24 protein-coding genes are annotated in these 18,693 nt (G+C 44.9%); 13 read left to right on the top strand and 11 right to left on the bottom strand.

The window, feature by feature from the left end; translation table 11 throughout:
• The 4 genes from R7Z47_RS12330 to R7Z47_RS12315 form a co-directional block, all read right to left on the bottom strand.
• Nucleotides 1-272, bottom strand: a 272-nt coding sequence (locus R7Z47_RS12330; protein ID WP_225474167.1) for a hypothetical protein, incomplete at its 3' end; no start/stop codon positions are given.
• A complete protein-coding gene (locus R7Z47_RS12325; RefSeq protein WP_042521439.1) occupies nucleotides 265-1,404 on the bottom strand; it encodes a flagellin in 1,140 nt (379 codons plus the stop codon). The genes R7Z47_RS12325 and R7Z47_RS12330, both read right to left, overlap by 8 nt.
• Nucleotides 1,405-1,547: 143 nt before the next feature.
• Nucleotides 1,548-2,450, bottom strand: coding sequence for a Dyp-type peroxidase (locus tag R7Z47_RS12320; RefSeq protein WP_048625862.1), 903 nt, complete (start codon nucleotides 2,448-2,450; stop codon nucleotides 1,548-1,550).
• A gap of 45 nt (nucleotides 2,451-2,495) precedes the next feature.
• Entirely contained in the window at nucleotides 2,496-2,981 is a 486-nt protein-coding gene (locus R7Z47_RS12315) for a DUF2919 domain-containing protein (RefSeq protein WP_012841521.1), read from the bottom strand.
• Between the two features lie 143 nt (nucleotides 2,982-3,124).
• On the opposite strand from R7Z47_RS12315, the gene R7Z47_RS12310 reads away from it, so the two are divergent.
• A complete protein-coding gene (locus tag R7Z47_RS12310; RefSeq protein WP_182034634.1) occupies nucleotides 3,125-3,478 on the top strand; it encodes a DUF2956 domain-containing protein in 354 nt (117 codons plus the stop codon).
• A 3-nt stretch (nucleotides 3,479-3,481) separates the two neighbouring features.
• Nucleotides 3,482-3,814: a DUF4156 domain-containing protein gene (locus tag R7Z47_RS12305; protein WP_081441201.1), complete on the top strand. Its 333-nt coding sequence runs from the start codon at nucleotides 3,482-3,484 to the stop codon at nucleotides 3,812-3,814.
• A gap of 34 nt (nucleotides 3,815-3,848) precedes the next feature.
• Here the strand turns inward: R7Z47_RS12305 and R7Z47_RS12300 are convergent, their stop codons facing one another.
• A complete protein-coding gene (locus R7Z47_RS12300; protein WP_005380433.1) occupies nucleotides 3,849-4,136 on the bottom strand; it encodes a helix-turn-helix domain-containing protein in 288 nt (95 codons plus the stop codon).
• Between the two features lie 292 nt (nucleotides 4,137-4,428).
• On the opposite strand from R7Z47_RS12300, the gene R7Z47_RS12295 reads away from it, so the two are divergent.
• From R7Z47_RS12295 to R7Z47_RS12280, 4 genes are read left to right on the top strand one after another with little or no spacing between them, the layout of a single operon-like run.
• Entirely contained in the window at nucleotides 4,429-4,779 is a 351-nt protein-coding gene (locus tag R7Z47_RS12295) for an ArsC family reductase (protein ID WP_048625863.1), read from the top strand.
• An 18-nt stretch (nucleotides 4,780-4,797) separates the two neighbouring features.
• Nucleotides 4,798-5,934: a succinyl-diaminopimelate desuccinylase gene (gene dapE, locus R7Z47_RS12290; protein ID WP_262607102.1), complete on the top strand. Its 1,137-nt coding sequence runs from the start codon at nucleotides 4,798-4,800 to the stop codon at nucleotides 5,932-5,934.
• Between the two features lie 14 nt (nucleotides 5,935-5,948).
• Nucleotides 5,949-6,647: a M15 family metallopeptidase gene (locus R7Z47_RS12285; protein ID WP_262607101.1), complete on the top strand. Its 699-nt coding sequence runs from the start codon at nucleotides 5,949-5,951 to the stop codon at nucleotides 6,645-6,647.
• Nucleotides 6,644-6,847 (top strand): DUF2897 family protein, encoded by a 204-nt coding sequence (locus R7Z47_RS12280; RefSeq protein ID WP_005380425.1) that lies wholly within the window; start codon nucleotides 6,644-6,646, stop codon nucleotides 6,845-6,847. The genes R7Z47_RS12285 and R7Z47_RS12280 overlap by 4 nt, the downstream gene beginning before the upstream one ends.
• Before the next feature lie 106 nt (nucleotides 6,848-6,953).
• Here the strand turns inward: R7Z47_RS12280 and bamC are convergent, their stop codons facing one another.
• Together bamC and dapA are read right to left on the bottom strand one after the other, a co-directional pair.
• Nucleotides 6,954-7,973 (bottom strand): outer membrane protein assembly factor BamC, encoded by a 1,020-nt coding sequence (bamC, locus tag R7Z47_RS12275; protein WP_005380424.1) that lies wholly within the window; start codon nucleotides 7,971-7,973, stop codon nucleotides 6,954-6,956.
• A gap of 80 nt (nucleotides 7,974-8,053) precedes the next feature.
• The gene (gene dapA, locus R7Z47_RS12270) at nucleotides 8,054-8,932 is read right to left on the bottom strand and encodes a 4-hydroxy-tetrahydrodipicolinate synthase (protein WP_005380422.1); all 879 of its coding nucleotides are present in this window, start codon (nucleotides 8,930-8,932) and stop codon (nucleotides 8,054-8,056) included.
• 476 nt (nucleotides 8,933-9,408) lie between these two features.
• Here dapA and R7Z47_RS12265 point away from each other — a divergent pair, with 476 nt between their 5' ends.
• Together R7Z47_RS12265 and bcp are read left to right on the top strand one after the other, a co-directional pair.
• A complete protein-coding gene (locus R7Z47_RS12265) occupies nucleotides 9,409-9,951 on the top strand; it encodes a glycine cleavage system protein R (RefSeq protein WP_005380420.1) in 543 nt (180 codons plus the stop codon).
• 16 nt (nucleotides 9,952-9,967) lie between these two features.
• A complete protein-coding gene (gene bcp / locus R7Z47_RS12260) occupies nucleotides 9,968-10,438 on the top strand; it encodes a thioredoxin-dependent thiol peroxidase (protein WP_005380418.1) in 471 nt (156 codons plus the stop codon).
• Nucleotides 10,439-10,515: 77 nt separating this feature from the next.
• Here the strand turns inward: bcp and R7Z47_RS12255 are convergent, their stop codons facing one another.
• Both R7Z47_RS12255 and R7Z47_RS12250 read right to left on the bottom strand, forming a co-directional pair.
• Nucleotides 10,516-11,589: an AI-2E family transporter gene (locus R7Z47_RS12255; RefSeq protein ID WP_005389843.1), complete on the bottom strand. Its 1,074-nt coding sequence runs from the start codon at nucleotides 11,587-11,589 to the stop codon at nucleotides 10,516-10,518.
• 1 nt (nucleotide 11,590) lies between these two features.
• On the bottom strand, nucleotides 11,591-11,827 hold the full coding sequence (locus tag R7Z47_RS12250) for a sulfurtransferase TusA family protein (protein WP_005380414.1): 237 nt from the start codon (nucleotides 11,825-11,827) through the stop codon (nucleotides 11,591-11,593).
• Between the two features lie 257 nt (nucleotides 11,828-12,084).
• On the opposite strand from R7Z47_RS12250, the gene R7Z47_RS12245 reads away from it, so the two are divergent.
• From R7Z47_RS12245 to R7Z47_RS12230, 4 genes are read left to right on the top strand one after another with little or no spacing between them, the layout of a single operon-like run.
• A complete protein-coding gene (locus R7Z47_RS12245; protein WP_262607100.1) occupies nucleotides 12,085-13,536 on the top strand; it encodes a M48 family metallopeptidase in 1,452 nt (483 codons plus the stop codon).
• Nucleotides 13,537-13,552: 16 nt separating this feature from the next.
• Nucleotides 13,553-13,903 carry an arsenate reductase (glutaredoxin) gene (gene arsC, locus R7Z47_RS12240; RefSeq protein ID WP_005380410.1) on the top strand — a complete coding sequence of 117 codons (351 nt, stop codon included), beginning with the start codon at nucleotides 13,553-13,555 and terminating at the stop codon, nucleotides 13,901-13,903.
• The gene (wrbA, locus tag R7Z47_RS12235; RefSeq protein WP_114323535.1) at nucleotides 13,904-14,473 is read left to right on the top strand and encodes an NAD(P)H:quinone oxidoreductase; all 570 of its coding nucleotides are present in this window, start codon (nucleotides 13,904-13,906) and stop codon (nucleotides 14,471-14,473) included.
• A gap of 22 nt (nucleotides 14,474-14,495) precedes the next feature.
• Nucleotides 14,496-14,936 carry a DUF2069 domain-containing protein gene (locus R7Z47_RS12230; RefSeq protein ID WP_005380407.1) on the top strand — a complete coding sequence of 147 codons (441 nt, stop codon included), beginning with the start codon at nucleotides 14,496-14,498 and terminating at the stop codon, nucleotides 14,934-14,936.
• 140 nt (nucleotides 14,937-15,076) lie between these two features.
• On the opposite strand, the gene R7Z47_RS12225 is transcribed toward R7Z47_RS12230, so the two are convergent.
• Nucleotides 15,077-16,285 (bottom strand): DUF2066 domain-containing protein, encoded by a 1,209-nt coding sequence (locus R7Z47_RS12225; RefSeq protein ID WP_213868594.1) that lies wholly within the window; start codon nucleotides 16,283-16,285, stop codon nucleotides 15,077-15,079.
• Nucleotides 16,286-16,650: 365 nt separating this feature from the next.
• Between R7Z47_RS12225 and R7Z47_RS12220 the strand changes: the two genes are divergently transcribed.
• Nucleotides 16,651-17,904 carry a uracil-xanthine permease family protein gene (locus tag R7Z47_RS12220; protein WP_005389855.1) on the top strand — a complete coding sequence of 418 codons (1,254 nt, stop codon included), beginning with the start codon at nucleotides 16,651-16,653 and terminating at the stop codon, nucleotides 17,902-17,904.
• A 116-nt stretch (nucleotides 17,905-18,020) separates the two neighbouring features.
• Here the strand turns inward: R7Z47_RS12220 and upp are convergent, their stop codons facing one another.
• Nucleotides 18,021-18,647: a uracil phosphoribosyltransferase gene (gene upp / locus R7Z47_RS12215; protein ID WP_005380401.1), complete on the bottom strand. Its 627-nt coding sequence runs from the start codon at nucleotides 18,645-18,647 to the stop codon at nucleotides 18,021-18,023.
• Nucleotides 18,648-18,693 lie beyond the last annotated feature (46 nt).

The following is an 18,693-nucleotide window of genomic DNA, read 5'->3' as shown; positions in this document are numbered from 1 at the left end:
TGGTGATTTCTCCAATTGATTTTCCGGTGTAGCGGTTTCCGACGTCTCGGAAAACCAAGTAGTTCTCTCAAAGTTACTTTTATTAACGGCGCATGCCCTGTTTTCTTTAGAGAAAATTTTAGATTTTTTTGAAAATAATTCGTTTGGAGGGGTAATCGTGACAAAGCGGATAAAAAAGCAAAAAAACTTTCATTTTTCGCTAAAGCTTCTTTTCGAATTGTCGATACAGGCAGGTTTTGCGTTAAATTCGGGCAAGGCCGTTCATCAGCCAAGCAAGGTCAATGCTAGGTTTGGCGCTTGTTTTGCTTGTGCCAGAATAGAAGTACTGACCTGTTGTAAAATCTGTTGCTTCACCATTTGCGTAGTTTCTTTGGCATAGTCAGTGTCTTGGATACGACTGTTGGAAGCGGCTAAGTTTTCGTGGATATTATCTAGATTATTGATCGCGTGATTAAAGCGGTTTTGATACGCGCCTAACTCCGCACGACTGCCATCTACCGTTTTCAAAGCATCATCTAAAATACCGACCGCCATCTGAGCGCCACCGACCGTGCTAATATCAATACTATCTACCGTTCTATTTACGGTGACATACTTGCCAAGTTCTAACTCATCAGCCAGGCCACCACTGAAGGTTGGTCCAGGGTATTTTATGGCGTCCTTGTGGGACATGAGTAACTGCAGTTGCCCCTCTTCATTAACAGACGCTTTCACTTTATCGGTTTGCCCATTAATGTAAGTCGCGAGTTCTTCTATATCATCGCCAGCTTTAGCTTCAATACGGATCTCCTGCTCTTCAAAATTGTTATCACGGTAGCTGATAACAATTTCATTATTTCCGTTTTGAACCGTCCAATCTGAACTGACTCTTTGATATGAGCTCATTGAAAAGCTACCTAAAGATTCCGGCTGCATGGTCCGCAGGCCAATTTGTACCGCTTCACCAGCCGTTGCACCGATTTGAAAAGACGATGTACCGAATGTGCCATTCAGCAATTTACGTCCGCCAAAGGAGGTCGTTTCTGCAATACGACTTAACTCATCATTTAAAGCAGAGACTTCTTCTTGCAGTGCATTGCGCTCCGCTTTGCTGTTTGAACCATTGGCTGACTGTAGCGACAAATCACGCATACGTTGCATGATATTGGTCACCTCATTCATCGCGCCTTCCGCAGTTTGCATGATGGAAATGCCGTCATTCGCGTTACGTACCGCGACATCCAAACCACGCATTTGTGATTGCAAGCGGTTGGAGATTTGCAGACCCGCAGCGTCATCCTTTGCGCTATTAATACGCTTCCCTGAAGACAAACGCTCCATGGATTGGTTCAGCATATCCGTTGCACTGGTCAAATGACGCTGTGCGACAAGTGCTGCTACATTGGTATTAACGGTGATCGCCACGAATAAAGAGTCCTAAAATTAAGGCTTTGAGTACTTATCGACCAAGTAACAGAAAAGTTTAGTGTTTTTTGAAAAGAGATTGGAATAGAAATAGAAAACAAAAGCCCTCCAATTGGAGGGCTTAAGAAATAAAGTCTGAGAACTTACTTGATGGCTAGCTCTGCGAGCATTTCTTGTGAAGGAGCGAAGAAGTACGCACCAGTTACCGCTTTTGTGAAACGAAGCATTTGGTCTGTTTTACCATCGGTCACGCCGTACATACTTTCTAGCATCACTTTAATGTTATGAAGTGTATTGCAGTAAGAAATAAACAGCAGGCCATGAGGCCCTGTTACCGTCCCGTATGGCAAGCTATGACGAACAATCTTGAGACCTTTTCCTTCTTCTTTAATATCAACGCGACCAACGTGTGATGCAGCAGGAACGTCTTCTAGCTCGATAGAGTCTGGTTTGGTACGACCAATCACTTTTTCTTGCGCTTTGACATTCAAGCGATTCCAAGCGGCAAGGTTATGTTCGAAGCGTTGAGCCATGACATAACTACCTCCAGCAAATGGGCCCTCTTTTACTAGAGCCACATCAGCGCGAGCCTCCCCTTTCGGGTTTTCTGTCCCATCAATAAAGTCTGTCATATCACGAGCATCAAGGTAACGGTACCCATACGTTTCGTCCACAATGGTGACATCTTCTGCCGTCTCTTCTAGAAACTTACGCAGAACATAAAAGTGCAAGTCGTGACGAGTAGAGTGACAGTGAATCAGCACATCAACATCCGTTGCAGGCGCTACGATGTCTCCTTCGCCAAGTTGAGTAAAATCAATAAGCTCTTCTGGCGCGTCTACATTGAGGTGTTGCCAAAACGATTTTGTGAATGCGATAGAAAGGGTCAGCGCCGCGCCTGGCTGGGTAATATTTAACTCTTCCACTAACTTTGGTAGTGCTTTCAGCTTATCCAATACGTTTTCACGGTTTTGGTTCACTTTAAGTTGAGTGTACAGTGCAAATGGCCCTGCTTCTGGCACGATCGCCGTTTGAGCTTGTGACATTGAGGTTTCCTCTATACTTTGCCCCGGTGTGGGAAGTTATTGTTTTTAATTCTTCGAAGGCTGCTCTTCATTGCGCTCCAATTGTGGCACATGAAAACAGTCTTTTACCCATCTTCCATTTAGAAGATAGATCATAAACCAAGCTAATAAGGTAATGGTAAGGGCGTTTGCCCAATTGAATACACCATGTTCCAGATACACATGATACATGGTCTGAGCCAGTTGGATACCGCACAAGATCAAAGTGATCTCTCGACCATAGCGAGTAATTCTGTTTACCCATCCTCTATCGGGGTGACGGAGCCCCATCAACCACATGAGAAGCAGGCTTGGAATGCCCATAGCCAAACCCAAATACAGCGTACTTGAGTCTGGATAAACAATAGCGAGTAGCTTACTGCCACTATCACGACTTACGCCTGCCATCGCAAACACAACCCATGAACGTACAAGAAACATCCATCCAAACCATAAAATAATCGGCGCTTTTAAAAATCCATGGGCGTCATATTGGTCAAACGAGTAGCGCACAACATCTTCTTCTTAATGTGATAAAACGCCACTTTAACCTATCATTTCAGAGTTGCAAGCCAGCAAAGATGAGAACTAAAGTTCATTTCATCATCTTACACAGGTAAACTAAACAAAGATTTACAATGACGTTGATGAGAAACATGAAAAAAAGAACTCCAGCTACCCCAGCGCCTTCTCAAGAAACTCAAGCCGAAGCGATGAGAATTGCCAAATCCACGCAGAAACCGGGGCAAACCAAAGAGCAAACCAAGCTTATCGCTCAAGGTATCGAAAAAGGCATCGCTCAATATAAGAAGCAGCAAAAAGAGCGCAATCGTCAAGCCGATAAAGCGAAGAAAAAACAGCAACGTGAAAAGCAACGTCAGCATGAAGAGACTATCGAACAAGACAACATCACCGACGATGCGCCAAACCATGTATCAAGCAAACTGCCTTGGATACTGCTCGCTCTGAGCTGGATTGGCTTTGCTGCTTACATAGTATTGGGGAAATAGCTGATGAGACGCCTGTTACTTGGACTTTTTGTCGTACTTCTCTCTGGTTGCACGATGCCTTCTCACCTTACTCATGCTCAAAGCCAAGATGTTCATATTCGCATTGACGCTCAGTTCAACCCTGATCGATGCGAATACAAAGGCGAAGTCACCGGAAGCGAGGGTCATTGGTATAACTACATTTTCATGACCAATGACGCGATGATGCAAGGCGCAATGAATGATTTAAAAAACAATGCCGCGGCTATCGATGCGGACACCGTTTTTATGGTCTCCCCACAAGATTTTATCACCTCATTTAGCGTGCTGGGCTCCGCTTACCGCTGCAATGGATGACGCCTGAATATGAAAAAAGCCAGCAATTGCTGGCTTATGCACGAAATCCAAGACTGCTAGCGATATCTCTCTCCCGCTCTAGAACCCATTGGCTATCAAAAGGCCCCCAATCTGAAAGTTGATAATAGCCGTCATTATGACGTCGGCCATCTTGAACGAATATGAGTTCAATGCCGATCCCAGGTAACGCCTTGAGTACATCTTGAATTGTACGACGAGGCCACCCCGTTTTTTCGATCAACTTTGGCACATTCGGCCTTTCTAGGTTTTCCACCAACAAGGCCAAATATAGCCGCCTTGCAAAAACAGGACTCAATTCCATTGACACCTCCTAAAATTGTGCTGATTCATTATTTCGTTTTTGCTCAGCGAGATGTTGCGTTTGATCAATAACTCGACTTTTCCATTTGATTTAGACGATTTTTTATTCGATTTATAGTGCATTCATCGTAAATAAGTTACGTAACATCAGTTATCTCAATCTATCTGAAAATATTTTCCACCGCATTTTGTCAGTTTGATTGCTTCTTGATAGGATGCTATAGCAGCCCAAATCACTTAAGTGCGTCTTAACCGCGCCAGTGAAAAATAGAACAAAGAAAAAAGGAAACACTATGTCGATTACCATGTTTGGTATTCCCAACTGCGATACGATCAAAAAAGCCAAAAAATGGTTAGAAGCTGAGGATATTACTTACGACTTCCATGACTACCGTAAGCAAGGCGTTGATGTAGCTATGGTAAGCGAATTTTGTCGCGCTTTAGGTTGGGAACAGGTGCTCAACAAACGTGGCACGACCTACCGCCAACTGACACAAGAACAAAAAGACACGCTTAACGAAGAAAACGCGATCGCTCTTTTGGTAGAAAATCCGGCGATGATCAAGCGCCCAATTTTAAAAGTGAATGATCAACTTCATATCGGTTTTAAAGCTGATCAATACGCTACCATTTTCAACTCTTAAATAAAGGAATACTCAAGGATGACAGACAGTCCAGTATTGGCACTTGCTAAAGATCTGATCAGTAGACAATCTGTAACGCCGGAAGACGCAGGTTGTCAGGATTTGATGATCGAGCGCTTAAAAGCACTCGGGTTTGAAATTGAAGTGATGGTATTTGAAGACACCACGAACTTCTGGGCTCGCCGTGGTTCAGAAGCGCCACTATTTGCGTTCGCTGGCCACACCGATGTGGTACCTGCTGGCAAACTGGAGCACTGGGATACACATCCGTTTGAACCAACTATTATTGATGGTTACCTACACGGTCGCGGTGCAGCGGACATGAAAGGGTCGCTAGCTGCTATGGTCGTTGCTGTCGAACGCTTCATTGAAGAAAACCCAGACCACAAAGGCTCAATCGGCTTTCTAATTACGTCGGATGAAGAAGGACCATTTATCAATGGTACCGTTCGTGTTGTAGAAACGTTGATGGCACGTGGCGAAAATATCGACATGTGTATCGTCGGTGAACCATCCAGCACCGAAGTGGTTGGCGATGTGGTGAAAAATGGACGTCGCGGTTCTATCACGGGCGATTTAACGGTAAAAGGAACACAAGGCCACGTGGCCTATCCTCACCTAGCCAATAACCCTGTGCACGAGTCTCTACTCGCGATTCATGAACTCGCAACAACAGAGTGGGACAAAGGAAATGATTATTTCCCACCAACCAGCTTCCAGATCCCGAACGTATCGGCTGGCACTGGTGCGTCTAACGTCATTCCTGGCGAGTTCCATGTTCAGTTCAACCTACGTTTTAGTACTGAGCTTAACAATGACGCAATTGTTCAGCGTGTTACCGAAACATTGGACAAGCATGAGCTGGACTACGATCTAAAATGGACATTCAACGGCGACCCATTCCTGACCGATACAGGCGCGCTGCTAGATGCAGTTGTTGCTGCTGTTGCCGACGTGAATGATACGAAGCCAGCCCTACTTACAACTGGCGGTACGTCTGATGGTCGCTTTATCGCTCGAATGGGTGGTCAAGTCGTAGAGTTAGGCCCTGCTAATGCTACGATTCATAAAGTGAACGAATGCGTGAAAGTGGACGATCTAGAAAAGTTGACTGACATGTACGAGAACACGTTGAAACACCTGTTAGCGAAGTAATCAGCGAGAGCACCATGACACCAGAGCAACTCACCGGCACCACAGATTCTCATCTGGAATCCACTTTAGTGGGTCAAAAAGCGTTTCTACTCCACCCTGAAGTGGCTGACGATCTGCTAAAGATGATTGAAGCGGCAACAGAAGCAGGTTTTAAAATGGAAATCGCCAGTGGTTTTCGTGACTTTAATCGCCAAAAAGCCATCTGGAACGGGAAGTTTTCTGGTGAGTTGCCAATTCTCGACATCAACTCCCGCCCTTTGAATAAAGCAGAGTTAAATGACGAAGAGAAATTGATGGCCATTTTGCGCTGGTCGGCATTGCCCGGAGGAAGTCGTCATCATTGGGGGTGTGATTTTGATGTCTATGCGCGCAATTTATTGCCTGCTGACACAAAACTCAAGTTGGAACCTTGGGAGTATCTTGAAGGCCACCAGCAGGCGTTCTACCAATGGTTAAAAGCCAACCTTGGTCGGTTTGGTTTCTTCTTCCCTTATCAGCATGATTTAGGTGGCGTTTCGATTGAGCCTTGGCACATTAGTCACCGCGCTGTCGGGCAGCAATGCCTCGAGCAGTTGACGCTTGATGTACTCAGAAGCCAGTTGATTAAACAAAATCAGACCGACAACATTGCAGGGATTGACGTCATACTGAATAATTTGGATAACGTCGTTGCCAAATTTATTCACAATATCACGCCGCCGGAGGTTCTATGATAGAAATACTAACCAATCCTTGGGTCATTATTATTGTAGTGTTGAGCGTGGTCATTGGTAATATTGCCGCACTCAAATATACCGCAAAAATGAAGTTTGGTCAGATGGATAAAAGCCGTAAGAACGATTTAGATAAGCTGAACACATTGGATAAACAGCGCTACGCTGAAGAAGATAAAAACAAAAACGAGCCTCGTTAGTTACTCACCAGCTTCATCTCGACACATTTAATCTAAACATCAAAAAAGGGACCACTAGGTCCCTTTTCTATCATTAAGTAAACACGCCGCGTTAAGCTCGCTTTGTTTACTGCTTCACTGTTGCAGCCAATACAGGCGCTAGTGATTTCAAAAACTCTTCTTCTACTGGCTTGCCAGAGGAGTCGGTGATATTGATAGACGTACGGTTGCCTAAATCACCAAGTAAGAATGTGTACTTACCAGCGGCTAACTCCACTGGTTTAACGCCGATATCGTTCCAGAATTCATCATCCGGAGATGCATATTTCGCAGTGATTGTGCCCTGAGACTGGCTACGCTCTTCAATCTTAAAGCCCATCTTAGGTAGAATATTAGGCAGACGTTGCCAAAGCATGTTGTATTGCGCACGCGCGATAATCACTGGAAGTCCGCTGCGGTCTTTACCCATTGTGATTGGGATCTGTTTAACCAACTCTTGCGCTTTACGCTGTGCTTCTTCACGCACTTCTTGATCGTAGCGAGCGGTGACCAAGTTCGTCATGAACACATTGTAGCGCTCACGGTTGGTCGCCGTTACTTCTTTCACTTGATTGCCTTCACGCCAGTCAATAAGGCTCACCTTAAAGCCGTGTCGACCGTTTGCTTCAGCGCGTACGATTTCATATCGGCTGCCAATTTCTAGCTCTTCATCTGGCGAATCCCAAGTCACCCACCCTGTCTCGATGCGAGAGTCTGTTTGGCTTTCAACTGGAATCTCGTTAGCCGCGACCATGTTTTGCACCGTTTGCCAAACTTTATCTAGTTCATCTTTACGAAGTAGCCAAAGTGTCACTTCACCATCACTGCTGCGGTCTAGACGTGCACCGGGAATAAGCTCTAGGACTTGTTGAGGTGGACGAATGTCGACATCTTTACCGACACCACCAGCGTAGTTACCCTGAGGGATCTCGTAGTTAGGGTAAAACTGAGGCTGTGCACCCTGTGGGACATTCCACTCACCCAAATTTGGGGAGTTCAAATACTCGAAGTCATCTTTTGCTTGACGACGTTGATTGGCACCACCTGAACAGGCAGTCAATACGAATACAGCTAATGAACTTAACACTAACTGGCTTGAAAGCTTCATCTATACTCCTAAAACACCGAGGGCGCTTTGGCCCCCAGTATGAACTTCAATCCTAGTAACTCAATCTTAATAGCTCAATCTTAATAAATATGGGCGTCTGTTAGCGCCTGCTCGACGATCGGCTGCGATTTTTCAGAAAGCGTAGTTAAAGGAAGACGCAAACCACCTTCTTCAATCAAACCAAGCTTTTGCGCTGCCCATTTTACTGGGATAGGGCTTGCTTCGATGAAAAGGTTTTTGTGTAGAGTCATCAAGCGTTGGTTAATCGCTTCTGCTTCTTCGTACTTACCTTCACTTGCCAAATGGAACATGTCTGCCATGTCTTTAGCTGCAATATTGTTCGTTACCGAGATAACACCATTGCCGCCAAGTTTCACAAAATCCAGCCCTGTCGCATCATCGCCACTTAGTAAGATAAAATCTTCGCCACAAAGTTCACGATGAATTGCAATTCGTTCCAAATCGCCCGTTGCATCTTTTAGAGCTACGATATTATCAAGCTTTGACAAGCGTGCCACTGTTTCTGGCTGCATATCAACAGCAGTGCGGCCTGGTACGTTGTACAAAATTAGAGGCACATCACTCGCTTCGGCAATTGCCTTGTAATGTAGAAACAAACCCTCTTGAGTTGGTTTGTTGTAATACGGTGTCACACTCAGGAAGCCAGCAATACCAGAATCAGCCAGTAATTTGCTAAATGTTACTGCCTCATGGGTTGCATTTGCACCCGTGCCAGCAATCACAGGGATGCGACCGTCGGCAAACTCAACAGTTTTATTAACGACCTTTACATGCTCTTCAATGGTCAGTGTCGCTGACTCACCTGTTGTGCCTACTGCCACAATACCGTCTGTACCCGCTTCAACGTGGTACTCTACTAGCTTTTGCAGACCGTCAAAGTCTACTTCGCCATCTGCTTTGAATGGCGTAATCAGCGCTACGATACTTCCTGAAAACATGTTTATCTCCCTCATTTAACTCTTTCTGCATGGTACTGTAATGCGATTGAAAAACACAAGAGCGTAAACTCGCTTACAAAGTACAAATGAATGAATAATTACCAGTTGTTAGAGGTCTAGCAACTTAATTGCTCTATTTGGTTTGATTAACGGCAATATTGATAATCGTGTTGGGCTTTCGAGTGACTTTAGAATCTATCAGTGATTTGGAAAATACTGAAGAGCACAAGCAAGGAAAATATACTCTTTGGTCTTGTTAGCCAAGTCAGATCTAAGTGAATAAAACGGCCAGACAATAGGCAAGCACATCATGCAAACGTTTTGTTTATCCTATAGCCTGCATTTACTGTTTATTTCCCACCACTCCCCTCAAGCTCCGACTGCTTTTTTATGGACTAAAAAAGAACTGGCTCGATATTTCTTCGCAATATCTGTGCTAACATCTCTCTATTGAAGAAAGGACAAGAAGCTCATTTATGAAGCAACATCTGGTACTTACAGCAGTTGGAACGGACCGTCCAGGCATTTGTAACCAAGTCGTACAGCTCGTTACTCAAGCTGGTTGTAACATAGTCGATAGCCGTATCGCTATCTTTGGCAGCGAATTTACGCTGATCATGCTCCTGACTGGGAACGCCAGCAGCGTGACTCGAGTTGAAACACAATTGCCCCTGCTTGGCCAAGAACATGACCTTATTACGATCATGAAACGCACAGCGGCGCACGAACTGCTCGATAACAGCTACACCATGGAAGTGTTTATTGAGTCTGAAGACCGCCCTGGGTTAACTGAAAAATTTACTAAGTTCTTCGCTGATCAGCAGATTGGTTTAGACTCTCTTAGCGCGCAAACCATCAGCAAGTCGAAAATTCAACTCGATTCTGACCAGTTTCACATTGCGATTACTGCATCTGTAAGCGCGGATTTTAATTTGATGCAGTTACAAGAAGACTTCGATGAACTTTGTAAGTCGCTCAACGTACAAGGTTCTCTGAATTTCATTAAAAACACACTATAAAGTAAAGGAAATCAAAATGAATACGCTGACAGCAGGCTCGCCAGCGCCAGCCTTCTCTTTGCTCGACCAAGACGGAAATACCGTTTCTCTTGAAGACTTTAAAGGCAAGAAAGTACTTTTCTACTTTTACCCTAAGGCGATGACGCCGGGTTGTACTACACAAGCAAAAGGCCTTCGTGACATCAAAGCTGAACTCGATGCACATAACGTGGTGGTACTCGGCGTAAGCATCGACCCTGTAAAGCGTCTAGGCAAGTTCATCGAGCGCGATGATTTAAACTTCACTCTGCTTTCTGATGAAGACCATGCCGTTGCTGACCAGTTCGGCGTTTGGGGCGAAAAGAAATTCATGGGCAAAGTATACGACGGTCTTCACCGCATTAGCTTTCTGATCAATGAAGAAGGCGTGATCGAACATGTGTTCAACAAGTTCAAAACCAAAGATCACCACGAAGTCGTATTAAACTACTTAAACGAAAACGCTTAAACGCTATTGTTTTTCTACAAACAAAAAGCCCAGCAAACTGCTGGGCTTTCTTTTAACCATTGTACCTTTGGTAACAACTACTCTTGTTCGACAGGTTCGTTTTCTTCCGTGCTTGGTAAGGCATGCCATACGGCTTTGACTAATGTCGCTAAAGGAATGGCGAAGAACACCCCCCAAAAACCCCATAGCCCACCAAAGACTAATACAGCCACAATGATAGCAACTGGGTGTAAGTTTACTGCCTCGGAAAACAGAACAGGAACCAAGACGTTACCATCAAGCGCCTGGATAATACCGTAAGCAAGCAACAACCAATAAAACGGAGGCGTTAAACCCCATTGGAACAAACCAACGATGGCAACAGGTACAGTAACAGCCGCCGCACCGATATAAGGAATCAAAACCGACAGACCAACGGCTACGGCAAGCAACGCCGAGTAACGAAGATCTAAAAGGGCAAAAGTCACGTAGCTCACACCGCCCACGATTAAAATCTCTAACACTTTACCGCGAATGTAATTTGATATCTGCTCGTTCATTTCATGCCAAACTTTATTCGCCAATTTACGGTTTTTCGGCAGAATACCGCTTGCGATTCGCAGCATTTCTTCTTTGTCTTTAAGCAAAAAGAAGATCAGAAGTGGCACTAAGATCAAATATACCGCTAGCGTTGCAATGCTAACTAATGAAGCAAGCGACCCTTTGACGACACTTTCACCCAGCCCCAATGCTTGGTTTTTGGCGTTCGTCACCACGGTTTCTACTATTTCTAAATTGGCTAGTTCAGGGTGGCGCTCTGGCAATGTGACAATAAACTTTTGTAGCCCGTTGTACATGTTCGGAATATCGTTAATTAGATTACCGACCTGAGTCCAAATCGTCGGAACCAAGCCAAACAACGCAATTAACATTAACCCGACAAAGACCAAGATCACGATAATAACCGACAAAGTGCGCGGCACGCCCATACGACACATTTTGACAACTGGCCATTCAAGTAGATAAGCCAAAACGATCGCGACAAGTAATGGCGCAATCAAGTGTCCAAAGAAGTAAATGGTGATAAAGCCAAACAGCAAGATCGCGACGAGACTTACTGCGTGAGGGTCAGAGAAACGTCGTTTATACCAACGACTAACCATTTCAAACATCTTATGCGGATTCCTTATTGAAGACAGTCAATGTGTAGTGCTCTGATGTAGATTGGCAATCAACCGAGTACCCTTGGGCACTAAGATAGTTCACAATGTCTCGTTTAGAGCTGTTGTCCACCACTTGAATGACAAGTTGATGATACTGCTTTGCTTCTCCTTGAAAGACCTCAGCAGCATGACGCTTTGCAAGTAACAGTGCCATAGGACAACGTTGCTCACGCAAATCAAGTAACATGGATTCCATTGTATTGCTCTGCACTTATGATAGGGTTGTATTGTAACGGCTTTTTGAGCTGGTGCTAGCACTTCTGACATGATTTAACCACATGCTGAAATAGCTCGGATATAAAATAATTTACGAAACCAATTCATTTATTTCCGGTCTTACTGTTAGCTTATATCCTCACGGATAACCAAAACGTATGTGGCGCTGTTAATAGGCTCTCGACCTGTAACCACATGCTTATGTATTTTGGAGAACCTTTTAAACGTATGTTAAAACGCACTCGCTCGCTAGTTTGCTTATGTCTTACTGCTGCCATCAGTTCGCCGACAACTTATGCCAATAGCATTGACTTGCCAGACATTGGCACAGCTGCTGGTGGTACGCTTTCAATAGACCAAGAGTTGATTTATGGCGACGCCTATATGCGTATGCTCAGAGCCAGTAAACCTATCGTTAATGACCCTGTCATCAATGAATATATTGACTCTCTTGGGCACAAATTAGTGGCCAATGCGAATGATGTAAAAACGCCGTTCCACTTCTTTATGATTCGCGACCGTAATATCAACGCGTTCGCGTTTTTTGGTGGCTATGTAGCGCTGCATTCTGGGTTGTTTCTTCATGCTCGTTCAGAAAGTGAGCTGGCCTCTGTTGTCGCTCACGAGATAGCGCACGTCACACAACGTCATCTTGCTCGGAGTATGGAAGAACAAGCACGCCGCTCTCCGGCCACATTAGCCGCACTTGCGGGGGCACTACTGCTTTCAATTGCCTCACCCGAAGCGGGGATGGCTGCAATTACAGCAGCAACCGCGGGCAACATGCAAAGTCAAATCAACTACACTCGTGCAAACGAAAAAGAAGCGGATCGCTTTGGTATTTCGACACTAGCAAAAGCCGGTTTTGATGTTCAAGCAATGCCAAGGTTTTTTGGCCGTCTTGCTGATGAGTATCGTTATGCGAGTAAACCGCCACCAATGCTCCTGACTCACCCTCTGCCTGAAGATCGAATTACCGATAGCCGTGCGCGAGCAAGAACCTATCCTCCAATGCGTGTTGTGCCTTCAATAGACTATCATCTAGCTCGCGCGCGCATTGTGGCTCGTTACGCTGGCATTGATGGACAAGCGTCCCTGAGCTGGTTTGAGAGAACCCAAAAGAAAGCCTCTGCGGACATTACACCTGCTTTTGATTATGGTCGAGCACTCGTGCATTTAGACAATAAACGCTTATCTCAAGCGGAACCAATTTTGAAAAAGTTACTGGAACAAGACCCAAGTAACCCGTTTTACTTGGACGCTATGACGGATTTATACATCGAGAAGAAGCAGCCAGAAAAAGCAACCGAGATGCTCCGCAAAGCGTTATCTCGTAACCCTCAAAATAAAGTATTGACCATTAACTACGCCAATGCGCTACTTGAGGACAATAAAAACGATCAAGCCACGCGAGTTCTTCAAAGATACACTCATGACTATCCTGAAGATACAAATGGCTGGCACCTAATATCGAAGAGCTACCACGCGCTGGGGCGTAGCGATGAAGAGTTGGCTGCTCGAGCAGAAATTTTGGCATTGCGAGCAAATTGGAATAAAGCGATTCAATATTATAGTGAAGCAAGTAAAATGGCCAAGTTGGGCAGCTTAGAGCAAGCACGATACGATGCCCGTATCGACCAACTCATGATCCAAAGAGATCGATTCATGGCATTACAATAACGAAATGGAGAAAACCATGTCAGTCGTGATTTATCACAACCCTCGTTGCTCAAAGAGCCGTCAAACACTTGAACTGCTTGAGCAAAATGGTGTTACACCGGAAGTCGTCAAATACCTAGACACACCACTTAACGTGGATGAACTAAAAGCGCTGTACGCCCAGCTTGGCTTTTCATCTGTACGTGAAATGATGCGCACTAAAGAAAGTGAATATAAAGAGCTTGGCTTAGGCGAAGACTCCGTCAGCGATGAGCAATTATTCGAAGCAATGGCGAAAAATCCAAAGTTGTTTGAGCGTCCGGTAGTCGTTGCTAACGGCAAAGCAAAAATTGGTCGCCCACCAGAGCAAGTGTTGGATATTTTATAAATGGATTGCCAGATCCTTATTTTGTATTTCAGCCGTCATGGCTCGACAAAACAACTGGCAAGACAAATAGCAAGAGGAGTCGAATCGACTCCTCAATGCCAAGCAATTTTGCGTACAGTTGAAGAATTGTCACCTCACTCACACTCCCCTTCTGATCCAATTGTTACTCTAGAGGAACTGAAAACGTGCGACGGTCTAGCGTTTGGCAGTCCCGTCTGGTTTGGCAACATGGCTGCGCCTTTAAAGCACTTCTGGGATCAGACTACATCTTTATGGGTCAGTGGTGACTTAATCGATAAGCCTGCTTGTGTCTTTACCTCTTCGTCCTCGATGCATGGTGGTCAAGAAACAACGTTACAAAGCATGATGACCCCTTTATTGCATCACGGGATGATGGTTTTGGGCATTCCTTATTCCGAGCCAGAGTTACACACTACGCAGTCCGGAGGCACTCCGTATGGCGCCAGCAGTGTAGGCCATGAGGCAACCCTAAGCGGTGAAGAGATTCGCCTGGCACAACAATTAGGCAAAAGGCTGGCAACTGCAGCGTTAAAACTAAAAGTCTGTTAGTAAAATCAAGGATAGTTAATCGATGTCTGACTCTTTAGACCAAACACCACTCGGTACACAGGCTAAAACCTATCGTTACCTGGCTTTATTTGGCAACTTAGCATTATTAGCTTGGGTCGCTATTTGGCAGCTTGCGTTATCCCCTCATCCTCACCTCAGCAGCACAACACTTGCTATTGCTTGGTGTATTCCGCTACTACTTCCGTTGCCTGGTATTTTGGCTGGTAAGCCTTACACTCATGCTTGGGCTAACTTTGTTCTTATGCTGTATTTCTTGCATGCTCTGACCATCCTTTATGTGGATGGGGGTGAACGCTGGCTTGCGGCAGTGGAACTGATACTGACTTCACTTGGTTTCGCTGGCAATATTTTGTTTGCTAGAGCGAGAGGCAAAGAGCTAGGTCTTAAGTTGAAACGCCTCTCTCAAGTAGAAAAAGAAGAAAAAGCGAAATTCAATAAATAACGCCAATCGCAGTCAATCACTGATCATTGGTTCGAATACGAATTTAGAAAACAAAAAGAGTCGCTATTGCGACTCTTTTTTATGCTTACCACATTGGTCTTTGATCCTTGCGTTTCACGCCTGGAACGCTACCAAGGCGATTACGATGCCGAGCGCCACTCGTAGATCAAGTCATACTGTTCTCGGACAGGCTCCACAATCATCGGCTGAGTTGGCTGTGTTTCGTCACTTGCTTCTGCCACAATATCTACTGGTACTTCAGGCTGTGCTTCTTTTGGCGTCGCGGCGTCTTTTGCTTCATTACTCTGAACCAATGGCTCTTCTTCTTGAGTTGAAGCTGGGGCATCAACTTCACCTAAAGGATCTTCAAAAACCATTAATTGAGAAATAGAAGCAGCTTCTTTCTCAAAAGCTTGTTGTGATGCCAAAAGGTGAATGTTGAGCGTTAACTCGTCCCCTTGAACACGCTTAATCTCTGTACCCGCAACCGAATTAAGTTGTTTTAACGCATTCTCTAAACGGAAGAAGTCCGTGGCAGAGGTTACATTAAGGACTTTCACTGCTAGCGCTTTTGAAGACTTTCCTGAAACCACAACTGCACTCTTACTTGCATAGTAGTCTGCGATGCCATCCACCATTTCTGCAATAGCATTAGCACCTGATGCAGACCCGCTACGCGGAGAACGTTGCGCTTCTACAATTCTCGTTGGCGACTGGTCGTAGAGTGTCCAACGAATTTGTTCACCTTGAGATCGTACAACCAAAACGGCGTCAGCTGGGTAGCGCTGGCTGGCTTGACCAATTGGCTCAATAAAGCCGCCCCAAAGATCAGAGACATTAACACCGGTCACATCATCAAAATCCCCAACCGGGATAGTGATTGGTAGGCCTCTTAATTTCGCTGCGCTACGAAGTGCTGCAACATTTGAAGATTCAGAATGTTCCCACGCAATGTTACGATCGTAACCCCGTTCTTCAACCATCCAAACTAAAATATTGGCACGATTTGGCGACCAAGATGGCAATTGTGCTTGTGTTAAAAGAGAGCTGATTTGGTCGTTGTTAAACAACATTTTTAGGCTCGCTTTTCCATCAACCTGCCCATAGCTCAGTTGAGAAATGTAACGCGCACTTGAGCTGAGTGCCTTTTTAATCACTGGATTGCTTAAAGAGGATTGAGAACCGGTCGCTCGAACAATCACATCCTGCATACCTTGTTGACGAGCCAAAGACTCACCGTCGTTCTGCTCACTGTCGATAACCACTTCGGCACGATAGATATCCACCTGAGTTAATGCATATACTGGTAGGGACAACCAACCTATCAGTAAGAGAGCTAAATAGCGCATAGTTTTTATAATCCTCTGAACAAGAACCCGAATAATAAGCAACTATCAAATCTTGAGCAAGGCAAGTACTGAGTAAATTGTCTGTATTATGACCAGCTTTGTTAACTCGGGCCTCAACCAGCGCTTCAGTGCTATTTTTTATAATAAACTCATTGCTTATTAAGCTATCTCAACAAGTTAGGCTGTCCATTTTTCATCTTCACGCAAGACACGTAAAAGAGGACAATTTGCAAGCAAGCAACTCTCAAAAGTGCTATTTATGAGAAAAATTCAATCGAAAGTTTGATCTATGCAACATTGCAAACGATTGCAGGATGATAGTATTCGCCGGATTTGTCTGCGTATCTTGAAAATAGGGAATTATTATGAAAAACGCGTTACAAGGCGCTCAAATGCTCTTTGTCGCTTTTGGTGCTTTGGTGCTTGTGCCGCTCCTAACTGGCCTTGATCCAAACGTAGCCCTCTTTGGTGCCGGTGTCGGTACTCTCCTCTTCCAATTAATGACTAAACGTTCTGTTCCCATCTTCCTTGCCTCTTCTTTTGCGTTTATTGCTCCTATTATGTTCGGTATCCAAACTTGGGGTATCGGTGCAACGATGGGCGGCTTGATGGCAGCGGGCTTAGTTTATGTGGCTCTAGGGGCGATGATCAAAGTGCGCGGTGTTGGATTTATCCATAAAATTCTCCCGCCTGTTGTCGTTGGCCCTGTGATCATGGTTATCGGCCTTGGCCTTGCCCCAACAGCAGTGAACATGGCGGTAGGTAAAACTGGTGATGGAGCTGCACAGCTAGTTAATGGTGATGCTGCGATCATTATCTCGGCGGTCTCACTGCTCACAACCATTGTACTTAGCGTTTTTGCAAAAGGCTTTTTGAAGCTCGTTCCTATTGTTGGTGGTATTCTTGCTGGTTACTCTGTTTCTCTATTCTACGGTGTGGTTGATTTCACTCCCGTAGAACAAGCGGCTTGGCTAGCCATGCCAAACTTCACCGCGCCAGAGTTCAATATCAACGCAATTTTGTTCATGATTCCTGTCGCTATCGCACCTGCGGTTGAGCACGTAGGTGACATGCTTGCTATCTCAAACGTTACAGGTAAAAACTACCTGAAAAAACCAGGCCTTCACCGCACAATCGCAGGTGACGGGGTGGCAACTATCGCAGCTTCGATGGTGGGTGCTCCACCAAACACCACTTACAGTGAAGTAACAGGAGCGGTAATGCTAACCAAAGCATTTAACCCTGTGATCATGACTTGGGCAGCAATCACCGCAATCGTACTTGCATTGGTAGGTAAGCTAGGTGCGGTTCTTCAAACGATTCCAGTTCCTGTTATGGGCGGCATCATGATTCTGCTGTTCGGCTCCATCGCAACGGTAGGCCTCAACACACTGATCAAGAATAACGTTGATTTACATAAGTCTCGTAACCTAGTGATTGTTGCCGTAACACTTGTGTTTGGCATTGGTGGTATGGCTTTCGGTATTGGTGAGTTCAGTCTACAAGGTGTGAGCCTATGCGGTATCGTGGCAATTATTCTTAACCTTGTGCTACCAAACGATTTAGGTGAAAACCACGTTGTGGATAACGCACAAATGGAAGAAGAAAGCGCGAAATAGTTCGTTTGCGCCGCTTTATTAGTTGGCGTGTCTTACTCTTCTCCTCTTGTAGATACAAAAAAGGCTTGGTTTTCACCAAGCCTTTTTCTGTTCAGTCATAGTAATACATCAAAGAATTACTTAGTACCGAAGATCTTATCACCTGCATCGCCTAGACCCGGAACGATGTAGCCTTTGTCATTAAGCTTCTCATCGATTGCCGCAGTGTATAGCTCAACATCTGGGTGTGCTTTTTCTAGCGCTTCAATACCTTCTGGTGCAGCAACAAGTACCAGCACTTTGATTTGGTTACAACCTTTCTCTTTTAGGAGATCGATCGTAGCAATCATAGAACCACCTGTTGCAAGCATTGGGTCAACAACAAGCGCAATACGCTCCTCGATGTTTGAAGCAAGCTTGTTGAAGTAAGGAACTGGCTCAAGCGTTTCTTCATCACGATAAATACCCACAACACTGATACGTGCGCTTGGCATGTGCTCAAGAACTCCATCCATCATGCCTAGACCTGCACGTAGGATTGGCACTACGGTTACTTTTTTACCTTTAATCTGGTCTACTTCTACCGGACCGTTCCAACCATCAATGGTCACTTTTTCTGTTTCAAAGTCTGACGTTGCTTCGTAAGTAAGTAGGCTACCGACCTCAGTCGCTAACTCACGAAAACGTTTTGTGCTGATGTCACCTTCTCTCATTAGACCAATTTTATGTTTTACTAGAGGGTGCTTTACTTCAACAACTTTCATGTCCATCTCCGGCTATAGTTGGCAATATTTAAACAAACCTTCAGAT

The organism is Vibrio sp. 1641 (assembly GCF_033339995.1).
Taxonomy (GTDB): domain Bacteria; phylum Pseudomonadota; class Gammaproteobacteria; order Enterobacterales; family Vibrionaceae; genus Vibrio; species Vibrio alginolyticus.
This window is presented reverse-complemented; position numbering and strand designations above follow the sequence as displayed.